Raw genomic sequence first — 21,423 nt, 5'->3', positions numbered from 1 at the left:
AGTTGACGGAGCGTCGGGGGCTTCGGGCGCGGATTCATTTGTGTGTTCGACGGGCGAATGTTCTAAGAGGCGTAACAGATCAGGACAGGGCCGTGCCAGACGCAGATCTGCGGCGGGGCGGTGGGCTCGGGAGTGGGCTCGGGAGTGGGCTCAACGGGGGTGGGATCGACGGGTGTTGGGTCGACGGGGGTGGGGCTGTCGATCGGGGTGGGGGTCACCGGGGTGGGCGTCGGGGTGACCGGCTCCGGCGACGGCTCGACGGGGGTCGGGGTGGGGGTGACGGGCGTCGGCGGCGCGGGTGTGGGCGTCGGGGGCACTACGCGCGGTGACGGAGTCGGCGAGGGCGTGGGTGTCGGTGTGACCGGTGCCGGCGTGGGCGGAGGTGTCGGTGTGACCAGTGTCGGCGTGGGTGTGGACGCGGGCGGTGTCGCCGCAGCCGAGGGAGCGGTCGCCGCGGGTGCGGCCACGTCAGCCTCGGGCGTCACGGCGTCGGGCGTCGCAGCCTGGGGCTTGGGTGCCGCCGGGTCCTGTGTGGGAACGTCCCGCACCGGTGCCTCCTCCGCCTCCGCGGGGGCTTCCGCCGTGGTCCGCTCCTCCGCGGCGGTCGCCTCCGGTGCCGCCGGGCTCACACCGGCCGCGGCCGCCCTCGGCGCATCGGCGGCGGGTTCGGGACCGTCGCTCGCGTCCTCGTCCTCGCCCCCTTCCGCCTTGGCCGTTGGCGCCTCCGACGGCGCCGCCTCCCGCGTCTGATCAGGCGCGCTCTGCACCGCGGCCGCTCGTGGCTCAGGCGCCGGCGTCGAGTGGCCCGCGCTGCTCAGCACGATCCCGGCGGCGATCGCCGCGCCCGCCACCGTCGCCCCGACCGCGGTCATCGCCGCGGCCGGCACCTTGGACCCGCCGGTCACGACATGACGTACGACATGCAACAGCCCACCACCCCCGTGCGCTCCGGAGCCCGAGGCGGCGCCCGAAACTGAGCCTGCCGTCCCGGCGATACCGGCACCCGCGCCCGCGGACCCGGCCGCACCGGCGCTCGCGCCTGCCGTCCCGGCCGTGCTCGCGCCTGCCGTCCCGGCCGTGCTCGCACCCGCCGCCCCCGCCGCCAACGGCAACAGGAACTTGCCCGAGCCGCCCAGGACGAAGATCAGCAGTGCCGGACCCACCAGTGCCGGTAGTCGGTCGTTGGTGCGGGTCAGTGTCGCGAGGCGTGACCGGCAGTCGGTGCAGTCGGCGAGGTGGGTGAGGAGTTGCTCGGACTGGCGGGGTGTGGATGTCTCGCGCACGTAGGCAGGCATGCGGGCCCAGTGGGCCTCGCAGGCAGGGTCGGCCGGCGTGCCGGGGTGCGCACGCAGGAACGCCTGGCGCATGCCCTCGCGGGCCCGGTGCAGCAGTACGGCGGTCGCGCCCTGCTTGGTGCCGATGCGACGGCCGATGTCCTCCAGCGGGACGTCCTCCGCCTCCGCGAGCCACAGCGCCTCGACCCAGCGCTGCGGGAGCTGGCCGAGCACGCGGGACAGCAGGTCTACGGAGGAGATCCGCTCGGCCGGGTCGTCGTCCGTGGCCTCGACCTGGATGCCCTCGGCGACCCACGGGTCCTGCGGGGTCTCACGCGCCGCCGCGCTGCCCACCGTCGCGGCGAGATGCCGGACGGTCGTCGTCAGGTACGCCGGGACGTTGTCGACCTCGTGGCCCGCCGACAGCCGCCGCCAGACCCGGAAGTGCGCCTCGGCCACCAGGTCCTCGGCGACCCAGGGGTCGCAGGTCAGCGAGCGGGCGTAGGCGACCAGGCGCGGCTGCTCCTCCTCGTAGACGCGGGTGTACGCGGCTATGGCGGCGGGGCCGTCGGACATGGCAGGAACTCTCCCGTCCCCTGCGGTGGGTTCGGACAAGTTCGTAACCTTAAATGACCAATGCACCTTTTGGGGGTGATGCAGGTCACAGCAATTGGTGGGGGCTTCCGCGTAATGCAGACGGCACCTGCGAGGTCGTAAAGACATCGGCAATACGGCCGACCTCCGACCCGCAGTGGGGACCGACCATGGACATCACCATCGAGCAGCCCGCCCAGGGCCGTCTGGTCACGGCCGACGAGCAGGAGCTGCCCGTCGCCGCGACCTTCCGCTACACCGCCGCCGACCCGCTCGCGGTGCACATCGACTTCCCGCCCGAGATCTCCCTCGACGGCGACGTGGTCACCTGGACCTTCGCGCGGAGTCTGCTGGAGGCGGGCCTGCGCGGTCCGGCGGGCAGCGGGGACGTGCACCTGTGGCCGTGCGGCCGGGCCCGCACCGTCGTGGAGCTGCACTCGCCGTACGGGCTGGCGCTGCTCCAGTTCGACACGTCCGCGCTGCGCCGCTTCCTGCTGCGCACGTACGCGGTGGTGGCGGCCGGGCAGGAGGACGTCGGGGCGGAGGTCGAGCGGGGCCTGAGCGCGTTGTTCGGGAGCGTCTGAAGAGGACCTGTCGCTCAGGGCTGCCGGTCGTCCACCGCCATGGCTCTGGCCAGCGTCCAGACGGCGACGATGTCGAGCGTCATCACACTGATCGACCACAGGGGATAGAAGGGGATGAACATGAACTGGGTGATCAGGCTGATCGCGCCCAGGGCGGCACCGGCCCCCGTGCCCCAGCTCTTGCCGAGCAGTACGCCGAGGCCGGCGGCGACGAGTCCGATGCCGACGACGATGTGGATCCAGCCCCAGGCCGTCAGGCTGAACTCGTAGGTGTAGTCGGGCGAGCTGAAGATGGTGTCGCTCGTGACGCCGACGACGCCGAGGAGGATGCTGAGCGTTCCGCTGAGCTCCAGCGCCCAGCCGGCGAAGAGGGTGAGGCCTCCGCCCAGGCGTCGTGCGCTGAGGTCGGGGCGTCGGACCCCGCTGGATGTCTGCGCCATTTCAGGGCCTTTCCGTGCGGTGTGGTCGTCCCCGAGGTCGGCGTCAGTACCGCAGCACCCCCGCGATGCCCCGGGCGTCGCCCAGCGTGCCGTCCGGGACGAAGCGCACGTCGGCGCCCGTCTCCAGGCACTGCTCGACGATCTCGTCCACGATGTCCTCGCGGGCGTCGAGGTCGTCGCTCGCGGCCGGTACCAGGTGATCGCCACCGGCGTCACGCACGGTGATGCGGTAGTTCTCCTCGACGGCCAGCAGCCGGACACGGCCCTCCCGGGCGTTCTGCCAGACCTCGTCGACGCCTGCCGCGAACGCCCGCCTGCCGCGCGCCGTCTCCAGCTCGCGCGCCACGGCGGCGGTGTTCTTGCGGTTCTCGGCCTCGTGCAGCGGCCGTACCGCCTGCCACACGGCGTCCGGAGTGCCGTGGGCCAGGCCGCCGTGCGGGACGTGCACGGCCTCCTTCGTGACGCTGCCGACCTCGTCCAGGACGGACAGCGCGGCCTGCTCGCCGGTGACGTAGAGCGGGCGTGGCTGATCCCTGAGGATCTTGGCCATCGCGGTGTCGGCGTCGCGCAGGAAGTGGCGGGTGCTCTCGTCCCGGAACGTGCTCGGCATGTCGCCGATGCGTTCCTGGCGTTCGGCGTCGAAGTTCTCGCGGTGGTCCCTGGTGAGCGGGAAGCCCGCCAGATGGTCCTCGACGACCCGGTCCGTGCCGCCGTTCCAGAGCGTGGCGCGGTCGGGGGCGACCGAGAGGACCCAGAAGGGGCGCTCGGAGGCCTGCGCGGAGACGAGGTTGCGGGTCAGGAAGGTGTCCGACAGCACGACGCGTTCGGGCACCGAACGGGCGAGCGACCACACCTGGTGCTCACCCGGCGCGGCGAAGATCACCAGGCCGTCCTCGGCGTGGGTGAGGTCGACCTCGGTGAGGGCCTGGTCGAGCTGGCGGGCGACGTCGATGCGCCGCTCCCGGGGAACGGCCGGATCGGCCTCCAACTGCTTCTTGGCCTCGGCCACGACATTGCGCAGCCGGACCGGGTCCTGGGTGTTCTCGGGCTCCCGGCGATGGGTCGGAGTCAGCACGGACACCGCCGGATAGGGGCGCGGGCGCCGCAGCTCGGAAAGGGTCGTGGGACTGAGTGCGTGCTCCATATCAGCACGATAGGACTGATTGCCGGATAGGGCATTAGGGGCAACCAAGTCAGGCAAACAGGGCATTTCGCTGTTAGCGTCGCTGGGGTCTCCTCATGACGGACGGTAGGTCTCCGATGAGTCAGGCCGACACCAAGACCCAGGCGCCCCCCGCCGCCAAACTGTCCCTGCCGACGCTCACCACCATGGTGGTCGGCTCGATGGTCGGCGCCGGTGTGTTCTCCCTGCCGCGCCGGTTCGCGCAGGAGACCGGCGTGGCGGGCGCCCTGATCGCCTGGGCCGTGGCCGGTACCGGCATGCTGATGCTCGCCTTCGTCTTCCAGACCCTCGCGGTGCGCAGGCCCGATCTCGACGCGGGCGTGTACGCGTACGCCAAGGCCGGTTTCGGTGAATACCTGGGCTTCTTCTCGGCGTTCGGCTACTGGGCGAGTGCCTGCGTCGGCAATGTGACGTACTGGGTGCTGATCATGTCGACGATCGGCGCGATCGCCCCCGCGCTCGGCGACGGCGACACCGTCCTCGCGGTGGTGCTCTCCTCCGTCGGGCTCTGGCTGTTCTTCGCGCTCATCAGCCGGGGAGTGAAAGAAGCGGCGGCGATCAACCGGATCGTCACGGTCGCCAAGGTTGTGCCGATCATCGTCTTCGTCATCCTGGCGCTCTTCTATCTCAAGCCGAGCGTCTTCGCCGACAACTTCGGCGGCGCCGACTATGCCGGCTCCTTGTTCAACCAGGTCAAAGGCACCATGCTGGCCACGGTGTTCGTGTTCCTCGGTGTCGAGGGCGCGAGCGTCTACTCCCGGCACGCGCGGCGCCGTGAGGACGTCGGCCGGGCCACGATCCTCGGTTTCGTGAGCGTCTTCGCGATCTTCGCCTCGGTGACGATCGTGTCGTACGGCATCATGCCGATGGCGGAGATCGCCGAACTGCGCCAGCCCTCCATGGCCGAGGTGCTGGAGCACGCGGTCGGCACCTGGGGCAAGGTCTTCGTCAGCGTCGGCCTCATCGTCTCCGTCCTCGGCGCCTATCTGGCCTGGACGTTGATGGCGGCCGAAGTGCTGTACGTGGCCGCCAAGGACGACGACATGCCCCGCTTCCTCAAGCGCGCCACCGCCGCCGACGTGCCCGTGCCCGCGCTCGTGATGTCCACGGTGCTCAGTCAGATCGTCCTCGTCGTCACCCTGTTCTCCGACGACGCCTTCAACTTCGCCCTCGACCTGACCAGCGCCCTGACGCTGATCCCGTTCCTGCTGGCCGCGGCGTTCGCGGTGAAGATCGGCTGGGGCGGGCCGCGCGGCCAGTTGGCGATCGCCGTCATCGCCACCGTGTACACCGCGTTCCTCATCTACGCGGCGGGCCTGAAGTTCGTCCTCGTCTCCTTCATCATCTACGCCCCCGCCACCGTGCTGTTCGTGATGGCCCGCAAGGAACAGGGCCGACGCCTGTTCTCGCCGCGCGAGTTGGTGATCCTCGCCGTGTGGGTGGCCGGCGCGGTCCTCGGCGTCGTGGCCCTGGCAGTGGGCTGGATCAGCCTGTGAAGACCCGGAAGGTGCACCGTGACCAGTAGCCAAGACACCCGTCCCGCGTACGGCGTCCACTCCGAGGTCGGCAGACTCCGCAAGGTGCTGGTCTGCGCCCCCGGGCTCGCCCATCGCAGGCTCACCCCCACCAACTCCGACGACCTGCTCTTCGACGACGTCATGTGGGTGGAGAACGCCCAGCGCGACCACGCCGACTTCGTCAACAAGCTGCGCGAACGGGACGTTGAGGTCGTCGAGTTGCACGATCTGCTCGCCCAGACCATGGCCGTGCCGGGCGCCCGGGACTGGCTCCTGGACCGGAAGATCGTCGCCAACGAGGTCGGCCTCGGCCTCGTCGAGCAGACCCGCGCCTACCTGGAGTCCCTCGAACCCGAACGCCTCGCCAAGTACCTGATCGGCGGCCTCGCCACCACCGACCTGCCCGATGACTTCCGCTCCGGCTATCTCGAACTCGCCCGTGAATCCACCGGCGTACGCGAGTACTTGATGCCGCCGCTGCCCAACACCCTCTACACCCGCGACACCACGTGCTGGCTCTACGGCGGCCTCACCCTCAACCCGCTGTACTGGCCCGCCCGGCACGACGAGACGCTGCTGATGAAGGCGGTCTACAGCTTCCACCCCGACTACGTGGGCTCCACCGTCTGGTGGGGCGACCCCGAACTCGACTGGGGCCAGGCCACGTTCGAGGGCGGCGACATCATGCCGGTCGGCAACGGCGTCGTCCTGATGGGCATGAGCGAGCGCACCTCGCGCCAGGCCATCACCCAGGTGGCCGCCGCGCTGTTCAAGAACGGCGCCGCCGAGCACGTCATCGTCGCCGGCATGCCGAAGCTGCGCTCCGCGATGCACCTCGACACCGTCTTCACCTTCGCCGACCGCGACCTGGTCACCCTCTACCCGACCATCATGGACGGCGTCCACACCTTCTCCCTGCGCCCCAGCGACAAGGCGCCCGGCATCGAACTGATCGACGAGGGCTCGACCCCCTTCGTCGACGTCGTCGCCAAGGCGCTCGGCCTGCCCGGGCTGCGGGTCGTGGAGACCGGCGGGGACGTCTACGCCTCCGAGCGCCAGCAGTGGGACAGCGGCAACAACGCGGTCGCCCTGGAGCCCGGCGTGGTGTTCACCTACGACCGCAACACCCAGACCAACACCCTGCTGCGCAAGGCCGGCATCGAGGTCGTCACCATCGTCGGCGCGGAACTCGGCCGCGGCCGGGGCGGCGGCCACTGCATGACCTGCCCGATCGTGCGGGACCCGGTCGAGTTCTGAACTAGCTTTTCCCGCCCGGTCCTTCGAGCACGGCGATGTTCCCCTGGGCCACCGCGCACAGGCTCTCCGCGCCGGTGTCGTCGACCGTGACGACGTCGCAGCGGGTCACCACCCGGGTGCGGCCGGCCCGCACCACCCGGGCGTGCGCGCGCAGGACCGTGCCGGTCGCCGGACGCAGGTAGTCGATGGTGAACCCGGACGTGATCAGGCCCGGCCCCGCGACGGTCGCCGCGGCGAGCGTGAGCGTGTTGTCGGCCGCGTAGGAGAGCACCCCGCCGTGGACGAAGCCGTACTGCTGGAGCAGTTCCTCACGGATGTCCAGCTCCAGGGAGGCCTCACCGTCCCCGAAGGCCGTCACCCGGGCGCCCAGCAGTCTGCTGAAGGGCTGTTCCCCGAGGACCTTCCGGGCCAGCTCCAGATCCATCGTGTCGCTCACCGCACACCTCACTTCATCAGTGAAGTGAGAGTGGCGCGAGCCGGTGTCCTCTGTCAACATCGGCCCATGTCCGCCGAGCCCGACCTGCGCCTCTACTTCCTGCTCCAGCGGGCGGCCCACCGCCTGCGCACGAGCGCCGACCGGCGCTGTCTGGCCGCCGCAGGGGTGACCACGGCCCAGATCGGCGCGCTGTTCGCGGTGCGCGACGAGCCCCGGCAGACCCAGCAGCAGCTCGCCCGCACGCTCGGCCTGCGCGAATCGGCCGTCACCGCGCTGGTCGCCCGGCTCACCGGGGCGGGGCTCGTCGCGAAGTCGCCGCACCCGCGTGAACACCGGGCCGTGGTCCTGGAGTTGACCGAGGCCGGCGCGACGGCGCTGACCGCCGCGCAGCCGGAGATCGACCGCTTCAACGCCGAGCTGCGTGCCGTGCTCGGCGACGACGGCTTCGGCCAGGCCGCGCAGGCGCTGCGGCGGTTGGCGTACTGGGAGGCGTGAGCCTCAGGCGAAGGTGTCCGGGTCCGCCGCCCGCCAGTCGGCGTCCCAGGAGGCGGGCGGCTGCCGGAGCAGCTCGCCGGGGGCGAGCCACTCGTACAGTTCGGCGTACGGCGTGACCGTCGTCGGATCGAGGCGCCGCACCAGCATCCCGGTGGTCAGGTCGGTGGGATCGCTCACTCCCATCGCCGCCATGATCTGCACCGCGCTCTTGACCGTCGCCCGCTGGAACCGGTGCACGCGCGCCGACTTGTCGGTCACGTCCAGTGCGCGGACCCGGCGCCGGTCCTGGGTCGTGACGCCGACGGGGCAGGTGTTGGTGTGGCAGCGCTGGGCCTGGATGCAGCCGACCGCGAACATCATGGCCAGGGCCGCGTTGGTGTAGTCGGCGCCCTGGATCAGCCGCTTCACGATGTCCGAGCCCGTGGCCACCTTGCCGCTCGCGCCGATCCGGACACGGTCCTTCAGGCCGGTGCCGACGAGGGCGTTGCGCACCGTGATCAACCCCTCCGTGAGCGGCATCCCCAGATGGTCGGCGAACTCCAGCGGCGCCGCGCCCGTCCCGCCCTCGGCGCCGTCCACCACGATGAAGTCGGGCGTCACCCCTTCCGCGAGCATCGCCTTGCACACGGCCAGGAACTGCCGCCGCGACCCCACGCACAACTTGAACCCGGTCGGCTTGCCACCCGCCAACTCCCGCATCAGTGCGAGGAACTTGACCAGCTCGCGCGGAGTGGTGAACACCTGGTGGTACGGCGGCGACACCACCGTCTCGCCCTCCGGCACGTCCCGGGCCCGCGCGATCTCGGCGTTCACCTTGGCGCCCGGCAGCACCCCGCCGATCCCCGGCTTGGCGCCCTGGGAGAGCTTCAGCGACACGCACTTCACCTCGGGCAGCGCCGCTTTGTCCGCGAACTCCCGCCCGTTGAACCGCCCTTCGGGGGTGCGGCAACCGAAGTACCCGGTCCCGATCTCCCAGATGAGGTCACCGCCGCCCCGCAGGTGGTACTCGGACAGGCCGCCCTCGCCGGTGTCGTGCGCGAAACCCCCGAGCGCCGCACCCCGGTTGAGGGCGAGGATCGCGTGCGAGGACAGGGAGCCGAAGCTCATCGCGGAGACGTTCAGCAGCGCCATGTCGTACGGCGCCGTGCAGTCCGGACCGCCGACCCGCACCGTCGGCACGTCCTCCGGCACCTTGACCGGCCGCATCGACGGCAGGGGCCGGCCGTCGTAGTTCCGCTCGACGAAGTACTGCTGCATCTCCGGCCGCAGCTTCTCCATCAGGAAGCGCAGATGCCCGAGCAGGGGGTAGTTGCGCAGCACCGAGTGGCGGGTCTGCACGAGATCCCAGGCGCCGAGCGCGGTGAGGGCGAGCAGCGGCCCCGCCGCGCACCACCACCAGGGAGAGACGGCGAGGGACAGGACCAGGGCCCCGGCTGCGGCCAGGATGACCGACACGAGCAACAGGAACCGACGCACACCACGAGTCAAACGCAGGCGGGGGCAAACGGCGAAAGGTGCGGGGCGGACGGGTTCAGCCGAGGCCGAGTGCCCGGTCCGCGGCGGCCGGCGAGATCTGCCACCAGCTCGTCACCGGCTCCCACACCCGGATCGTGTCGCCCGTGCCGAGCTCGGCGGCGGTGAAGGCGCGGCCCCACCGGGCGGGGTCCGCGGAGACCGCCAGCGCGTCCGCCCGACGGGCCTGGGGATCGGAGGGGTCGGCGACCGTGCGGACGGTCGCGTACGCCGTACCGCCCGCGCCGAGGCCATAGCGCCCGGTGGCGCCCTCGGGCACCGGTTGGGCCGAGCCGTCGAGGTCCGCGAAGGTGACGGTGGGAGTACGGGCCACGGTGCAGGTGTGGTCGCCGCGGTTGGTGACGCTGACGCGCACGACCGCCGGGTCGGCCGCCGCGGCCTCGGCCCGCAGCGTGAGCGCCCGCTCCGGGCAGGCGGGGGAGGCGCCGGGGCTCGCCGGGGCGGCCGTGAGCAGTGTGGCGGTCAGGGCCAGGACGGTGAAGGCGCTCAATGGTCGTCCTCCTCCGAGCCGCAGGAGCTGCCGCTGGGCGGCAGGGAGCCGTACAGCAGGAAGGCGTCGACCTTGCGCTGCACGCACTTCGAGGAGCCGTACCCGGTGTGGCCGTCGCCCTTGTTGTCGAGCACCACGGCGGCGTCGCCCAGCCGCTTCGCGGTCTCCACCGTCCAGCGGTACGGCGTCGCCGGGTCGCCGCGGGTGCCGACGAGGAGCATCTTCGGGCCGTGGACGTCCCGGACGTCCTCGCGGATGTAGTCGGTGCCCTTGGGGCGGCCGTAGCACATCAGCACCTCGGTCAGGCGGTAGCGGCCGAAGACGGGGGACACCTGCTCGTACTCGGCGCGCAGCCGGCCGAGGTTGCGGGTGATCTCGTCGGCGCTGGGCCGGTCCGGGTCGTCCGCGCAGTTGATCGCCATCAGCGCGGCCGGCAGGTTGTCCAGCGGGACGTCCTCCTCGTCGGCGAGCTCGCCGTCGCCGTCGTCGTCGGCCGCCCGGCGCGGCAGCGCGTAGCCGCCGCCCGAGAACATCACGACGCCACGGGTGTCGCCGTCCTCGACGAGCTGGGCGATCGCCCGCTCCAGGGACGGCCACAGCTCCCTGCTGTAGAGGGCCTGGGAGATGGCGCTCACGAGGTCCTGGCCGGAGAAGGTGTCGCCCCAGTCGGTCGGCACCGGGTCCTCGTCCAACGAGTCGATCAGCCGTACGACCTGGTCCCGGGCGCTGCGCGGGTCCTGGCCGAACGGACAGGCGATGTCCTCGGCGCACCAGTCGATGAAGTCGTCCAGCGCCCTCTGCTGCCCTTCGGCGCCCACGAGGGCCTGCTCCGTCATGGGCTCGGTCAGCGTGTCGACGCCGTCGAGGACCAACCGCCCGACCTTCTTGGGGAATTGGGCCGCGTACACCGCACCGAGCCGGGTTCCGTACGAGAAACCGAGGTAGTTGAGCTTCTTGTCGCCGAGCGCCTGGCGCATCACGTCGAGGTCGCGCGCCGCGTCGACCGTGCCGATGTGGGGCAGGACGGGCCCGGAGTGCTCGGCGCACGCGGCGGCGGCCTTCTTCAACTGCGTGAGCACGGACCGCGGATCCTCGCTCACCTCGGAACCGTCGTCGGTCGCCGCCAGCGCCTCGTCGGTGCCGTCCCCGCAACTGACCGGCGAGGACCGGCCGACGCCGCGCGGATCGAAGGACACCACGTTGTAGCCCTTGGCCAGGCCCATGAACTCGTCGCCACCGGCGGCGAGTTCGCTGACCCCGGCGCCGCCCGGACCACCGAAGTTCAGCAGCAGCGAACCCCGGGACTCGCCGGTCGCCCGATAACGGGCCAGGGCCAGTTCGAGCGTGCCCGCCTTGGGCCGGGAGTAGTCGAGGGGGACCGTGACCTTGCCGCACTGCAGGTTCTTGGGCGCGTCCAGCCCCTTGCACTTGGACCAGGTGACCTTCTGGTCGTAGAACCGCGACAGGTCCGGCTTGTCCTTGTCCGCGGTCACCGTCGGCAGCCCCGCGCCCAGCAGCGCCAGTCCGACCGCCCCGGTGACCGCGCAGTGCCGGAGCAGGGGCCGCCCAGACAGCTTGGCCAGCATCGAAGCCTCCAAGGGCGCCCGTCGCGGACCGGGGAGAACGGCACCCACGCTCACGATAGGCGGCCTCCGGAAGGGACGCCTCCGGACGGGCGGGATCATATGAAGTGCCTTATCCTGCGCCGCTCCATGCACATTCGACGGTTTTACTGCTAGTTCGACAACCGTGCCGCTCGATGGGGTGAAAGGCCGATTAGCCATAACTCGGATGGTTCACCGGCGTTTTATCCGGTGCGGGCGACTGCCCGTGACCAAGTCTGGAAGGCAGGGAACCTATGAAACGGGTTACCCGAAACGGTGTGATCGCCGTCGCCGCGGTGTCCGGCGCCATGGCGGTGTCGATGCCGGCGTACGCCGACTCGGCGGCGGACGGTACCGCGGCCGGCTCGCCCGGGGTGATCTCCGGCAACACGATCCAGCTGCCGGTGCACGTGCCGGTCAACGTGTGCGGCAACACCGTGAACGTGGTGGGGCTCCTGAACCCGGCCGCGGGCAACAGCTGCGCCAACGAGGGCGGGGGAGACTCCGGGGCACCCGCGGGCGCCGCGGCCCAGGGCGACGAGAAGGACTCGCCCGGGGTGATCTCCGGCAACGGCGTCCAGCTCCCCGTCCACCTCCCCGTGAACGTCACGGGCAACAGCGTGAACGTGGTCGGCGTCGGCAACCCGGCCACCGGCAACACCTCCGTCAACACCCCCGGCGACGAACCCGGCGAGACCCCGCAGCACCCCGCCCCGAAGCCGCCCGCGCCGCCCAAGACGCACCCGGGCCCCGAGGCCACCGTGCCCGCACCCCGGCAGCCCGTGGCCTCCCTCGCCCACACCGGCACCGACCTCACGCTCCCGGCCGCGGCGGGCAGCGCCGCGCTGCTGCTCGGCGGAGCGGCCCTGTACCGCCGGTTCCGCCCAGGCGCGGATCGCTGACCCCTCTCCCTGCGAGGACGACACTTCTTGCGAGGACGACGGAAGACCCTGCCGGAATGGCGACCGGCGGGGTCTCCGCCGTGCGCCGTGCTCACCGAGGTGCCACGGTGGCCGTCAGCAGCACCATCCCCGAGTCCCCGTAGTCCGGCAGCGTCGGATCGGAATCGATGTGACGCACCGTCAACTCGCTGGTCAGCGGCGCGAACACGGTCCTCACGGTCTCCGGGTCCACCGGGCAGCCCGGCCACCGGGACGCCGGCCCGATCCGGTACGTCGGCATGTTCTCCATGAACGCCGCTACCAGATACCCGCCCGGCGCGACGCACCGCACGAACGCCCGGCAGAAGTCCGCGAACTCCGCGCGGTCCTCGGTGGCCCCCTCCGCGACGAAGTGCATCGACGCCAGCCCGTACCCGCCCCGTTCGAGGGTCCGGACGTCCTGGTGGACCACGTGCACGCGCGCGAGCGACCTGGCCAGCGTGGTCGGCAGATCGGGGTTCAGGCGCCGGCAGAACGCGTGGAAGGGCAGCCAGCTCGCCTCCGGTCCGCACAGGATCTGCCGCTCCAGATAGGCGACGTTGCCGGCCCCCGCCTCCACGGCCTCGATCCGGCGGCTGGCGGCCGACGCGAGGATCAGCGGGTAGAGGTTGGGCCCCGCGCCGAACTCCACCGACCGCGCGATCTCGCCCGGCGCGAACCTGCGGTAGAAGGCCGAGTGGTGGGCGATGACGGCGGCGTCCGACGGGTGCAGCTCGCGGTAGTTCTCCGCGAGGTAGTCCGCGACCGGCCAACGGTCCCAGTCCACGTCGTCGTTGTGCGTCGTCATCACCGCCTCACCCCTTCGACCGCAGCCGGAACCTGGCGGCCAGCCGTGACAGTGTCGCCGTGAGTCGCTCGATGTCCTCGTCGGAGTTGAGCGCCGTGATCTGGACGCGGAAACCGACCCGGTCACGCGGTACGAGGGGATAGGCGGCGAGGGTCACGTAGATGCCCTCCTCCCACAGGAACGCGGCGACCGCGTCGAGGTCGGCGGGGTCCGCCAGCGGGATCTCCACGATGGGCAGCCGGTCCGTGTTGAGGGTCAGCACCTCCAGGTCGTCGAGATGGTCGAGCACGCGGACCGTCTTGCGGTACAGATCGGCCCGTATGCCGTCACCGCGGCGGTCGTTGACGTCCAGCCCGGCCAACACCGTGGCCAGGGACGCGGTCGGAGACGGGCCCGAGTACAGATAGGGGGCCGCGGCCGTCTTCAGCCGCTGCTTCAACTCGGTCGGCAGGGCGAGGAACGCCAGCAGCGACGAGTACGCCTTGGAGAAGCCGGCGGCGAGGATGATCCCGTCGTACGTCTCCCCGGTGTGCCGCACCACGCCGTTGCCGCGCGAACCGTACGGGCAGCTCTCGTCGGGTCCGCGTTCGCCGATCACCCCGAAGCCGTGCGCGTCGTCCACGTAGAGCGTCGCGCCCCGGTTGCGGCACACGGCCGCGAGCGCGGGCAGGTCGGGCACGTTGCCGCTCATGCTGTTGACGCCGTCGAGACACACCAGACGGGGTCCGCTGCCGGGGACCGCGGCGAGCAACGCGTCCAGTTCCTCGGGGCGTTCGGCGTGGAAGCGGCGCAGGGTGGCGCCCTGGCTGCGGGCGGCGACGCACCCGTCGTACACGGTCCGGTGCGCGGTCGCCTCGACGAAGACATGGCCGCCCTCGGCGAGCACCGGGATGACGGAGGAGTGGATGAGCGTCAGCGTCGGCAGCAGCAACGTGTCGGGGGCGCCCAGGAGTCCGGCCAGCCGCTCCTCGATCTCCGGGTACGGCCGCGGGCTGCCGATGAGCCGCGACCAGCTCGGGTGGGTGCCCCAGCGGCGCACCATGGGCTCGATGCGGGCGGCGATCTCCGGGTCCCAGTCGAAGCCGAGGTAGTTGCAGGAGGCGAAGTCGATCAGCCAGTGGCCGCGGCTGCGGATGTGCCGGCCCCGCACCTCGTCGAGGACCGCGTCGGTCATCAGGCTGGTGCGCCGCAGATGCTCCAGGTCGGCCCAGCGCACCGCCCGTTCACCCCGTACCGGCGTCTTCCCGGCGGCTGGCGCCCCGTTGGTGACCGTCGCGCGCCGGACGCCTTCCCGCTCCCGCAGCACCCGCTCGCTCTGCTGCACCGTCATCGGCCGGGCGAACAGATAGCCCTGCCCGAACCGGCACCCCATCCCCGCCAGCAGGTCCCGCTGCCCGGGCTCCTCGATCCCCTCGGCGATCACCTGCATCCCGAGCGTGTCGGCGATGCGCACGATGCCCTCGACGAGCGCGACCTGCTGCGGGTCGCGCGTGATGTCGTCGATGAACGTCTTGTCGATCTTCAGCACGTCGATCGGGAAGTCCCGGAGATAGCGCAGCGAGGAGAAGCCGGTGCCGAAGTCGTCCACGGCGATGTGCACGCCCAGCTCCTTGAGCGCCTGAAGGACCCCCTGGATCTGGATGTCGTGGCGCAGCAACAGCGTCTCGGTGAGCTCCAGTTGGAGTGATCCCGGCGCCAGGCCGGGCGTCCTGAGCGCCTCGCCGACCTGGTCGACGAAACCGGCGTCGCGGAACTGCCGGGCGGAGACGTTGACGCTGACGTACGGCGGCTCGCCCGGCCCCGGCAGCCGTTGCAGCCCCGCGATGTCCTGGACCGCGTTCTCCAGCACCCAGGAGCCCAGCACCGCGATGTGCCCGGTCTCCTCGGCCAGCGAGATGAACTGCTCCGGCGACACCGGCCGGCGGCGCGGGGAGGGCCAGCGCACCAGCGCCTCGAAGCCGACCACCTCACCCGCGGTGATGTCCACGACGGGCTGGTAGCGCAGCGCGAACTCCTTCCCGGCGACCGCCTGGGCGAGCCGGCTCTGCAGGTCGTGCCGCTCGACCATGCGGCTGTGCAGCAGCGGCTGGAAGCGCCGCCACTGCCGCTTGCCGGCCGCCTTCGCCGCGTACAGCGCGAGGTCGGCGTGGCCCAGCAGTTCCTCCGCGTCGGTGCTGTCCCGGGCCGTGGCCACCCCGACGCTCGCGGAGACGGTCACCGACTCCTCGCCCAGCACGAACGGCCGGGTCAGCGTCTGGATCACCTGCGCCGCCAGCAGCTCCGCGTCCAGCGGTTCGCGCGCGTCCTCCATCAGCACCGCGAACTCGTCGCCGCCCAGCCGGGCCGCCGTGTCGGTGCGCCGCAGCGCCCTGGACAGCCGGCTGCCGACGGCCATCAGCAGATGGTCGCCCGCGGAGTGCCCGAGGGTGTCGTTGACCAGCTTGAAGTCGTCCAGGTCGATGAAGAGCAGACAGGTCAGGGACGACTCACGGCGGCCGCGCAGCAGGGCCCGCTCGATGCGCTCCAGGAGCAGCGTCCGGTTGGGCAGCCCGGTCAGGGAGTCGTGGAAGGCCCGCTGGGTCAGCTCGTGCTCCAGGCGCCGCTGCTCGGTGACGTCGCGCAGGGTGACGACGAGCCCGGCGACCGTGCGCTCGTCCCGGAAGTCGCTGCACCGCACCTCCACCTCGACCCGGCCGTCCCGGTGCCGCACCCACCAGTGGTCGTGCGTGGCCCGCGGCCCGCTCTCCCGTACGGCGTCGAGCTCCCGCGCGGCCCGACTGCGGTCGCGGGGGTCGACCAGGTCCGGCAGGGACGCCCCGACGAGGTCCGTGTGGCCGAAGACGGAGGCCGCGGACGGGCTGGCGTAACGGACGGTGTTGTCGTCCTCGACGATCAGGATGACGTCGGAGGTGTTGCGCACGAGGGTGCGGAAGTAGGCCTCGCTCTCGCGGCGGATGATCTCCTGACGCAGCGCGACACGCTCGACGGCCAGGCCCGCGTGGGAGGCGAGGATCTCCAGCGAGGCCCGCGTCTCGTGCAGCGGCTGGGGCGGCCCCGCGACCAGCAGCACCCCCGGGATCTGCCCCGCGGGACGGTCCGGCGGCGTCATCGGGCAGGCGAGGACGGCGGACAGCCCCGCGAAGCCGGCCGCGACGTCGCGGTCGATACCGGCGCGGGACATCATGCGGCTGCCGTCGGGGGTGAACTCCGCGGCCCGCTCGGCGGGCAGCAGCAGGGTGCGGTGCCGGACCGTGGGGCCGAGCAGCGTGTCGACGGCCGTCTCGCACGAGCGGGCGACCTCCTCCATCCGCACCGCCGAGACCAGCGAGGCCCCCGCCCGGCGCAGCGCCAGCTCCCGCGCCACCGCCTTGCGGTGCACCACGACGATGCCCGCCAGCCGCAGGATGACCAGCAGGAACAGCACGCTGGAGAAGGCGGCGATCACGGAGGCGTGGTGGGGCGAGCCGCTCAGCCCCTCGTAGAGCAGGATGCCGGGCGCGATGAGGGTCGCGGCGGCCAGCAGGAGCAGACGGCGCGGCCGGGGGAGCAGCGACACCTTCTGCGGTACGGCCGCGGTCAGCGCCACCATCGACGGGTGCAGGGCGGCCAGACCCCACGCCGTGTAGAAGACGATCCACCCGGTGTCCAGCAGGGTGCCGGTCTCCCACATCGCGTTCAGCTGGAGGATGCCGTACGCGATGTCGAAGCCCAGCAGTGTGGCGGTGCCGACGAACAGCAGCTGCACCGACCGGTTGGGGCCGTCCACCGGGCTCGGCGTCAGCAGCCGGGCCAGCAGCGCGAGGACGAGCACGTCCCCGAGCGGGTAGGCGATGCTGATCGCCCGCTGCTCCCAGGTCAGCCCCTCCACCTCGGTCAGCGGCTGCACCAGGTACACCCACACCGGCAGCGCGAGACCGCTGGTGAGGATCAGCGCGTCCAGCAGGCTGGGCAGGTCGTGCCCCGACCACCGGTAGCGGATGAGACCGGACAGACCGATCGCGAAGAGCGGGTAGGTGGCGAGGTAGCAGGCGTCCGCGGGGGAGGGGAACGGATTGGAGGCGTCGAAGTAGTCCTCCATCACGTTGTAGTACGTGTCGCCCGCGATGAAGGTCAGCAGCCCCGCGGCGAGCACCCACCAGGGCCAGCGGTGCGCGGGCCGGTGCAGCCGGCTACCGGTGAGTACGGCGGCGACACCGGAGAGTCCGATGACGGCCCACAGCGGCGTACGCGCGACGGGGACCGTCAGATAGACGAGGGTGGCGACGGCGACCGCCGAGATGTAGGCCGCCATCAGCCGATGTGCCGGCAGCAAGGGCAAGCGCCTCCCCCTGTGGCGGAGACCGGGCCGTCCTACCTGGTCCGGGATCCTTTCCGATCGTAGGCACCTCACCCGGACGGCTGCATCCCGAGCCCCAGGGGCCTCACCGCTCGTGGAAACGGCGGTGCAGCGCGTGCACCTCCTCCGTGAGCTCCGGCACCGGCCCGTCCACCACCACGTCCGGCGCCACCTCCCGCATCGGCAGGGCGCGCACCGGAGCCGCAGGCACGCCCAACTGGCTGAGCCACTCGACCAGTTGCTCGGAGGAGGCCACGTACACGATGCGGCCGAGGCCCACCCAGGCATGCGCGGCGGCGCACATCGGGCAGTGCTCGCCGGAGGTGTACACGGTCGCCGCCGCCCGCTCCTCGGGCGTCAGATGGGCCGCGGACCAGCGCGCCAGTTCGAACTCGGGGTGCCGGGTGCGGTCCCCCGAGGCCACCCGGTTGTGGTCCTCGGCGAGCACCACGCCGTCCCCGCCCACCAGGACCGAGCCGAACGGCTCGTCCCCGGCCTCCAGCGCCTCGGCGGCCAACTCCACACAGCGGCGCAGATACGGCAGCTCCTCGTCCTTCACGACCATGGTGTACGGCCCTCCTCGACCGGGCGGCTGCGGAATGTTCCCGGACATCATGGCCCGTAAAGGTGTTGCCCCGGGTGCCTCCTGGTGCTGGAGTGAACCCATGGATCATGCCGCGGTGCTCGCCCTGTACGACCGGGACATGCGCGAGGGCGCACAGCCGGACAGCCCGGAGTCCCGGATCGAGCGGACGGGGAAGGTGGTCCGGCAGGTCTCCACCGCGCAGGGCTGGAACGGCGTGGTGTGGTCCGACCTGGACGACGCCGGCGCGGACGCCGCGATCGCCGAGCAGATCGCGTACTACTCCGGACTCGGCCACGAGTTCGAGTGGAAGCTCTACGGTCACGACCTGCCCGTGGACCTCGGACAGCGGCTCAGATCGGCCGGGTTCACCCCGCAGCCCGAGGAGACCCTGATGATCGGCGAGGTCAACGACCTCACCCTGGACGCCGAGCCGCCCGAGGGCATCCGCGTCCTGCCCGTCACCGACCGGGCCGGTGTCGACCTCGTGGCCGACGTCCACGAGGCGGCCTTCGGCACCGACAGCACCCGGCTGCGCCACCAGCTCCTCGCCCAGCTCACCGCCGACCCCGACAGCGTGGTCGCCGTCGTCGCCCTGGACGGGGACACCCCGGTCAGCGCGGCCCGGATGGAGCTGGTCCCCGGCACCCGGTTCGCCGGCCTCTGGGGCGGCGGCACCGTCGAGGCCTGGCGCGGCCGCGGCATCTACCGCGCCCTGGTCGCCCTGCGGGCCCGCGAGGCCGTGGAACGCGGCTACCGCTACCTCCAGGTCGACGCCATGAGCACCAGCCGTCCCATCCTGGAACGCCTCGGCTTCGAACCGCTGACCACGACGACGCCGTACCTGTACACACCGTGACCTAGCGCACACGGGCGGGATGTCACGCCGGCGCCCGCCCGATCCGTCGCAGAGGCATGACGACGAACCAGAGCAACCCCAGCAGCCAGAGCCAGAGCATCCTGCTCGCGGGCGCCAGCGGTGTCCTCGGCCGGCACATCACCCGCGCTCTGACCGAGGCGGGCCACAAGGTCACCGGCCTCGGCCGTGGCCGGGACAACGGCGTGCGGGCCGACCTCATGGACCGCGACGCCGTGCTCCGCGCCGTCGACGGCCACCACTTCGACACCGTGATCCACGCCGTGACGGCCCTGAGCAAGCCGCCCCTGCGCCACCGCGACATGTACGCCACCAACGCACTGCGCATCGAGGGCACCGCCCACCTCATCGAGGCCGCACAGGCGACCGGCGCCCGCCGCTTCGTCGCGGAGTCGATGGTCTTCGGCTACGGCTACGGCGACCACGGCGACCGGGAGCTCACCGAGGACGACGCCTTCGGCCCGCGCGGCACGAACCCGGAGTTCGAGCGGCACCTCGCCGGGATGCGCACCAAGGAGCGGCTGACCTTCGAGGCCACCGGTCTCGAGGGCGTGGCCCTGCGCTACGGAGCGTTCTACGGCCCCGGCGGCACCGAGAACCTCCTGCCCATGCTGCGCAAGCGGCAACTCCCCGCCCCCGCCGACCACGGTCACGTCGTGCCCTGGATCGAGCTGACCGACGCGGCCCGCGCCATGGTCGCCGCCGTCGAGCACGGCCGCCCCGGCCAGGCCTACAACATCGCCGACCGCACGCCCCTCGGGTTCCGGGCCCATCTCCTCGCCGTGGCCGAGGAGTTCGACCTCCCGAAGCCGCTGCCCGCGCCCCTGTGGATGATGCGCCCGATGTCGTACGCCCACGCGATCATGGCGTCGACACTGCGGGTGTCCATCGCGAAGGCGGAGCGCGAACTGGGCTGGACGCCGGTGTACCCGTCGGCCCGGGAGGGGCTGGCGGCGCTGCGGGTGGCGCGGGGCTGACTCAGAGGTCCAGCTGGTACTCGACCGCCTTGTGCGTGGGTACGTACCCGAGGGCCGCGTTGACCGCGAGCATCGGCGCGTTGCTGTCCGCGGTGTCGGTGAGGAGACCGGCGAGGTCCGGGTGCCGCTCGCGGGCCCGGCGGACCGACGTCGCCTTCATCCAGCGGGCGAGGCCCCGGCCGCGGTGTTCCGGCAGGACGGCCGTGCCGTAGTGCTGGCCGTCGCCGAGTCCGTCACCGGGCACCACCAGCTCCGAGAAGCCGACGATCGACCCGTCCGCCGTGTCGACCGCGGCGACCGTGTGCAGCAGATCCCCGCGCCGCGCGACCGCGTCGGCGGCCGCGACCACGCGCTCCACGTCCCACACGACCGTGCCGTAGTCGGTGCCCTCCATGGGCATGTCGTCCATGGCGCGCCGCGAATCGGCGTAGGACTGGGCGAGTTCGGCAGGAACCGTGCCGTCCCACTCGGTCAACTCATAGCCCGGCCTGTCCTGTTCGGTGAGCGCCGTGAGGTCGACGTCCTTCAGTGCGAGCCTCGCGTACGTCAGGGACAGCACCCGGCGGAAGCCCCGCGCGGCGAGGAACTCGTCGGCGGCGGAGCCCTGTTCGGCCTGCGCGATGACCGACCGCCGGCCCTCGGTCCGGGCCGCGGCCACGGCGGCGTCCAGCAGCCGGGTGCCGACCCCGTGCCGTCGCTCGACGGCGTGCACCGCGATCTCCAGCTCGGCGAGATGCTCCTGGCCCTCCTTGGTGAACAGCCGGAGGAAGGCGGACCCGACCGGTGCTCCGTCGGCGGCCGAGGCGAGCCAGGCCAGCCTGCGGCTCGACGTGCCGGGTTCGGGGTCGGCCAGTGGCGTGATGTGCAGGCTCAACGGGGCTCCGTCACGGTCGGGTTCGGGCGGCGGGCCCGCCGAAGCTAGCCGCCGCCCGACTCCGTCCGCAATGGGTTATCGAGCCGTCACCCGTGCTCTGCCCGTCACCCGTGCTCAGCCGCTTGCCTGTCCTCAGCCCGCCTTTCCTCCTCCTCAGCGCCGCACCCTCGACCGGTCCAGCGCCGCGACACCCACCGCGGCGAGACCGATCTGGATGAGCCACTCGACCCAGTCCACGCCCTTGGTGTCGGCCACGTCGAGCCCCGCCGCGATCGCCGAGCCGAGCAGCGCGGCGACGATGCCGACGACGATGGTCAGCAGGATGCCGATGTGCTGCCGGCCCGGGACCACGAGCCGGCCCAGCACGCCGATGACGATGCCGATCACGATGGCACTGATGATGCCCGAGATCTCCATCTCAGCCCCTCTTCTCCAGACCCCCGCACTCGTTCGAATGCCCCCGGGAGCCGGGGACAGTCCGTGCCGTTTCAACCAACGGCCAATGTGGGGTCAAACGTTGGCCCGGTGTTCGAAGTGACGTCTGTTCAGTGTCCTGCCTGCCATGTACCTTTCAAGGCAGCGGTCCAGGCATGCCTGCGACCGAAGTTCTACGCGCGCAGATCTGTCCTGCGTCTACGCGT

The 21,423-nt window shown here is 71.7% G+C and carries 19 protein-coding genes; 7 read left to right on the top strand and 12 right to left on the bottom strand.

All coding sequences use genetic code 11. The features are described 5' to 3' along the window. Positions 1-62: 62 nt before the first annotated feature. Entirely contained in the window at positions 63-1,850 is a 1,788-nt protein-coding gene (locus IQ210_RS04690; RefSeq protein WP_194077281.1) for a sigma-70 family RNA polymerase sigma factor, read from the bottom strand. Positions 1,851-2,038: 188 nt separating this feature from the next. On the opposite strand from IQ210_RS04690, the gene IQ210_RS04685 reads away from it, so the two are divergent. Next, positions 2,039-2,452, top strand: a complete 414-nt coding sequence (locus IQ210_RS04685; RefSeq protein WP_194077279.1) for an SsgA family sporulation/cell division regulator — start codon at positions 2,039-2,041, stop codon at positions 2,450-2,452. Between the two features lie 14 nt (positions 2,453-2,466). On the opposite strand, the gene IQ210_RS04680 is transcribed toward IQ210_RS04685, so the two are convergent. Together IQ210_RS04680 and IQ210_RS04675 are read right to left on the bottom strand one after the other, a co-directional pair. Beyond that, positions 2,467-2,892, bottom strand: coding sequence for a DUF7144 family membrane protein (locus IQ210_RS04680; RefSeq protein WP_228047040.1), 426 nt, complete (start codon positions 2,890-2,892; stop codon positions 2,467-2,469). A 43-nt stretch (positions 2,893-2,935) separates the two neighbouring features. Further along, entirely contained in the window at positions 2,936-4,036 is a 1,101-nt protein-coding gene (locus IQ210_RS04675; protein ID WP_194077277.1) for a baeRF3 domain-containing protein, read from the bottom strand. Positions 4,037-4,152: 116 nt separating this feature from the next. On the opposite strand from IQ210_RS04675, the gene IQ210_RS04670 reads away from it, so the two are divergent. Together IQ210_RS04670 and IQ210_RS04665 are read left to right on the top strand one after the other, a co-directional pair. Continuing rightward, a complete protein-coding gene (locus IQ210_RS04670; protein ID WP_194077275.1) occupies positions 4,153-5,571 on the top strand; it encodes a basic amino acid/polyamine antiporter in 1,419 nt (472 codons plus the stop codon). 18 nt (positions 5,572-5,589) lie between these two features. Further along, positions 5,590-6,849 (top strand): arginine deiminase, encoded by a 1,260-nt coding sequence (locus IQ210_RS04665; protein ID WP_194077274.1) that lies wholly within the window; start codon positions 5,590-5,592, stop codon positions 6,847-6,849. Between the two features lies 1 nt (position 6,850). Here the strand turns inward: IQ210_RS04665 and IQ210_RS04660 are convergent, their stop codons facing one another. Continuing rightward, positions 6,851-7,273 carry a PaaI family thioesterase gene (locus IQ210_RS04660; RefSeq protein WP_228047135.1) on the bottom strand — a complete coding sequence of 141 codons (423 nt, stop codon included), beginning with the start codon at positions 7,271-7,273 and terminating at the stop codon, positions 6,851-6,853. A 78-nt stretch (positions 7,274-7,351) separates the two neighbouring features. Here IQ210_RS04660 and IQ210_RS04655 point away from each other — a divergent pair, with 78 nt between their 5' ends. Further along, on the top strand, positions 7,352-7,780 hold the full coding sequence (locus IQ210_RS04655) for a MarR family winged helix-turn-helix transcriptional regulator (RefSeq protein ID WP_194077272.1): 429 nt from the start codon (positions 7,352-7,354) through the stop codon (positions 7,778-7,780). Between the two features lie 3 nt (positions 7,781-7,783). On the opposite strand, the gene IQ210_RS04650 is transcribed toward IQ210_RS04655, so the two are convergent. The 3 genes from IQ210_RS04650 to IQ210_RS04640 are packed head-to-tail and all read right to left on the bottom strand — an operon-like array spanning position 7,784 to position 11,389. Next, on the bottom strand, positions 7,784-9,256 hold the full coding sequence (locus IQ210_RS04650; protein WP_194077271.1) for an FMN-binding glutamate synthase family protein: 1,473 nt from the start codon (positions 9,254-9,256) through the stop codon (positions 7,784-7,786). 55 nt (positions 9,257-9,311) lie between these two features. After that, a complete protein-coding gene (locus IQ210_RS04645) occupies positions 9,312-9,803 on the bottom strand; it encodes a DUF4232 domain-containing protein (protein WP_194077270.1) in 492 nt (163 codons plus the stop codon). Further along, positions 9,800-11,389, bottom strand: coding sequence for an alpha/beta hydrolase (locus tag IQ210_RS04640; RefSeq protein ID WP_194077269.1), 1,590 nt, complete (start codon positions 11,387-11,389; stop codon positions 9,800-9,802). Before IQ210_RS04640 ends, IQ210_RS04645 begins: the two co-directional genes overlap by 4 nt. Positions 11,390-11,685: 296 nt before the next feature. On the opposite strand from IQ210_RS04640, the gene IQ210_RS04635 reads away from it, so the two are divergent. After that, the gene (locus IQ210_RS04635; RefSeq protein ID WP_322656310.1) at positions 11,686-12,309 is read left to right on the top strand and encodes a chaplin; all 624 of its coding nucleotides are present in this window, start codon (positions 11,686-11,688) and stop codon (positions 12,307-12,309) included. Between the two features lie 91 nt (positions 12,310-12,400). On the opposite strand, the gene IQ210_RS04630 is transcribed toward IQ210_RS04635, so the two are convergent. The 3 genes from IQ210_RS04630 to IQ210_RS04620 form a co-directional block, all read right to left on the bottom strand. Beyond that, positions 12,401-13,135, bottom strand: coding sequence for a class I SAM-dependent methyltransferase (locus tag IQ210_RS04630; RefSeq protein WP_194077265.1), 735 nt, complete (start codon positions 13,133-13,135; stop codon positions 12,401-12,403). A 7-nt stretch (positions 13,136-13,142) separates the two neighbouring features. After that, on the bottom strand, positions 13,143-17,426 hold the full coding sequence (locus IQ210_RS04625; protein ID WP_194078174.1) for an aminotransferase class I/II-fold pyridoxal phosphate-dependent enzyme: 4,284 nt from the start codon (positions 17,424-17,426) through the stop codon (positions 13,143-13,145). A gap of 130 nt (positions 17,427-17,556) precedes the next feature. Next, the gene (locus tag IQ210_RS04620; protein ID WP_194077263.1) at positions 17,557-18,036 is read right to left on the bottom strand and encodes a nucleoside deaminase; all 480 of its coding nucleotides are present in this window, start codon (positions 18,034-18,036) and stop codon (positions 17,557-17,559) included. 100 nt (positions 18,037-18,136) lie between these two features. Between IQ210_RS04620 and IQ210_RS04615 the strand changes: the two genes are divergently transcribed. Together IQ210_RS04615 and IQ210_RS04610 are read left to right on the top strand one after the other, a co-directional pair. After that, the gene (locus tag IQ210_RS04615) at positions 18,137-18,913 is read left to right on the top strand and encodes a GNAT family N-acetyltransferase (protein ID WP_194077261.1); all 777 of its coding nucleotides are present in this window, start codon (positions 18,137-18,139) and stop codon (positions 18,911-18,913) included. A gap of 56 nt (positions 18,914-18,969) precedes the next feature. Next, positions 18,970-19,908 carry an NAD-dependent epimerase/dehydratase family protein gene (locus IQ210_RS04610; RefSeq protein ID WP_194077258.1) on the top strand — a complete coding sequence of 313 codons (939 nt, stop codon included), beginning with the start codon at positions 18,970-18,972 and terminating at the stop codon, positions 19,906-19,908. Position 19,909: 1 nt separating this feature from the next. On the opposite strand, the gene IQ210_RS04605 is transcribed toward IQ210_RS04610, so the two are convergent. Further along, entirely contained in the window at positions 19,910-20,782 is an 873-nt protein-coding gene (locus IQ210_RS04605) for a GNAT family N-acetyltransferase (protein ID WP_194077256.1), read from the bottom strand. A 153-nt stretch (positions 20,783-20,935) separates the two neighbouring features. Beyond that, positions 20,936-21,199 carry a GlsB/YeaQ/YmgE family stress response membrane protein gene (locus IQ210_RS04600; protein ID WP_059197029.1) on the bottom strand — a complete coding sequence of 88 codons (264 nt, stop codon included), beginning with the start codon at positions 21,197-21,199 and terminating at the stop codon, positions 20,936-20,938. Positions 21,200-21,423: the final 224 nt, after the last annotated feature.

The organism is Streptomyces justiciae (assembly GCF_015163075.1).
Taxonomy (GTDB): Bacteria; Actinomycetota; Actinomycetes; order Streptomycetales; family Streptomycetaceae; genus Streptomyces; species Streptomyces justiciae.
The sequence above is the reverse complement of the archived record's forward strand: the minus strand, read 5'-3'. Positions and strand labels throughout refer to the sequence as shown.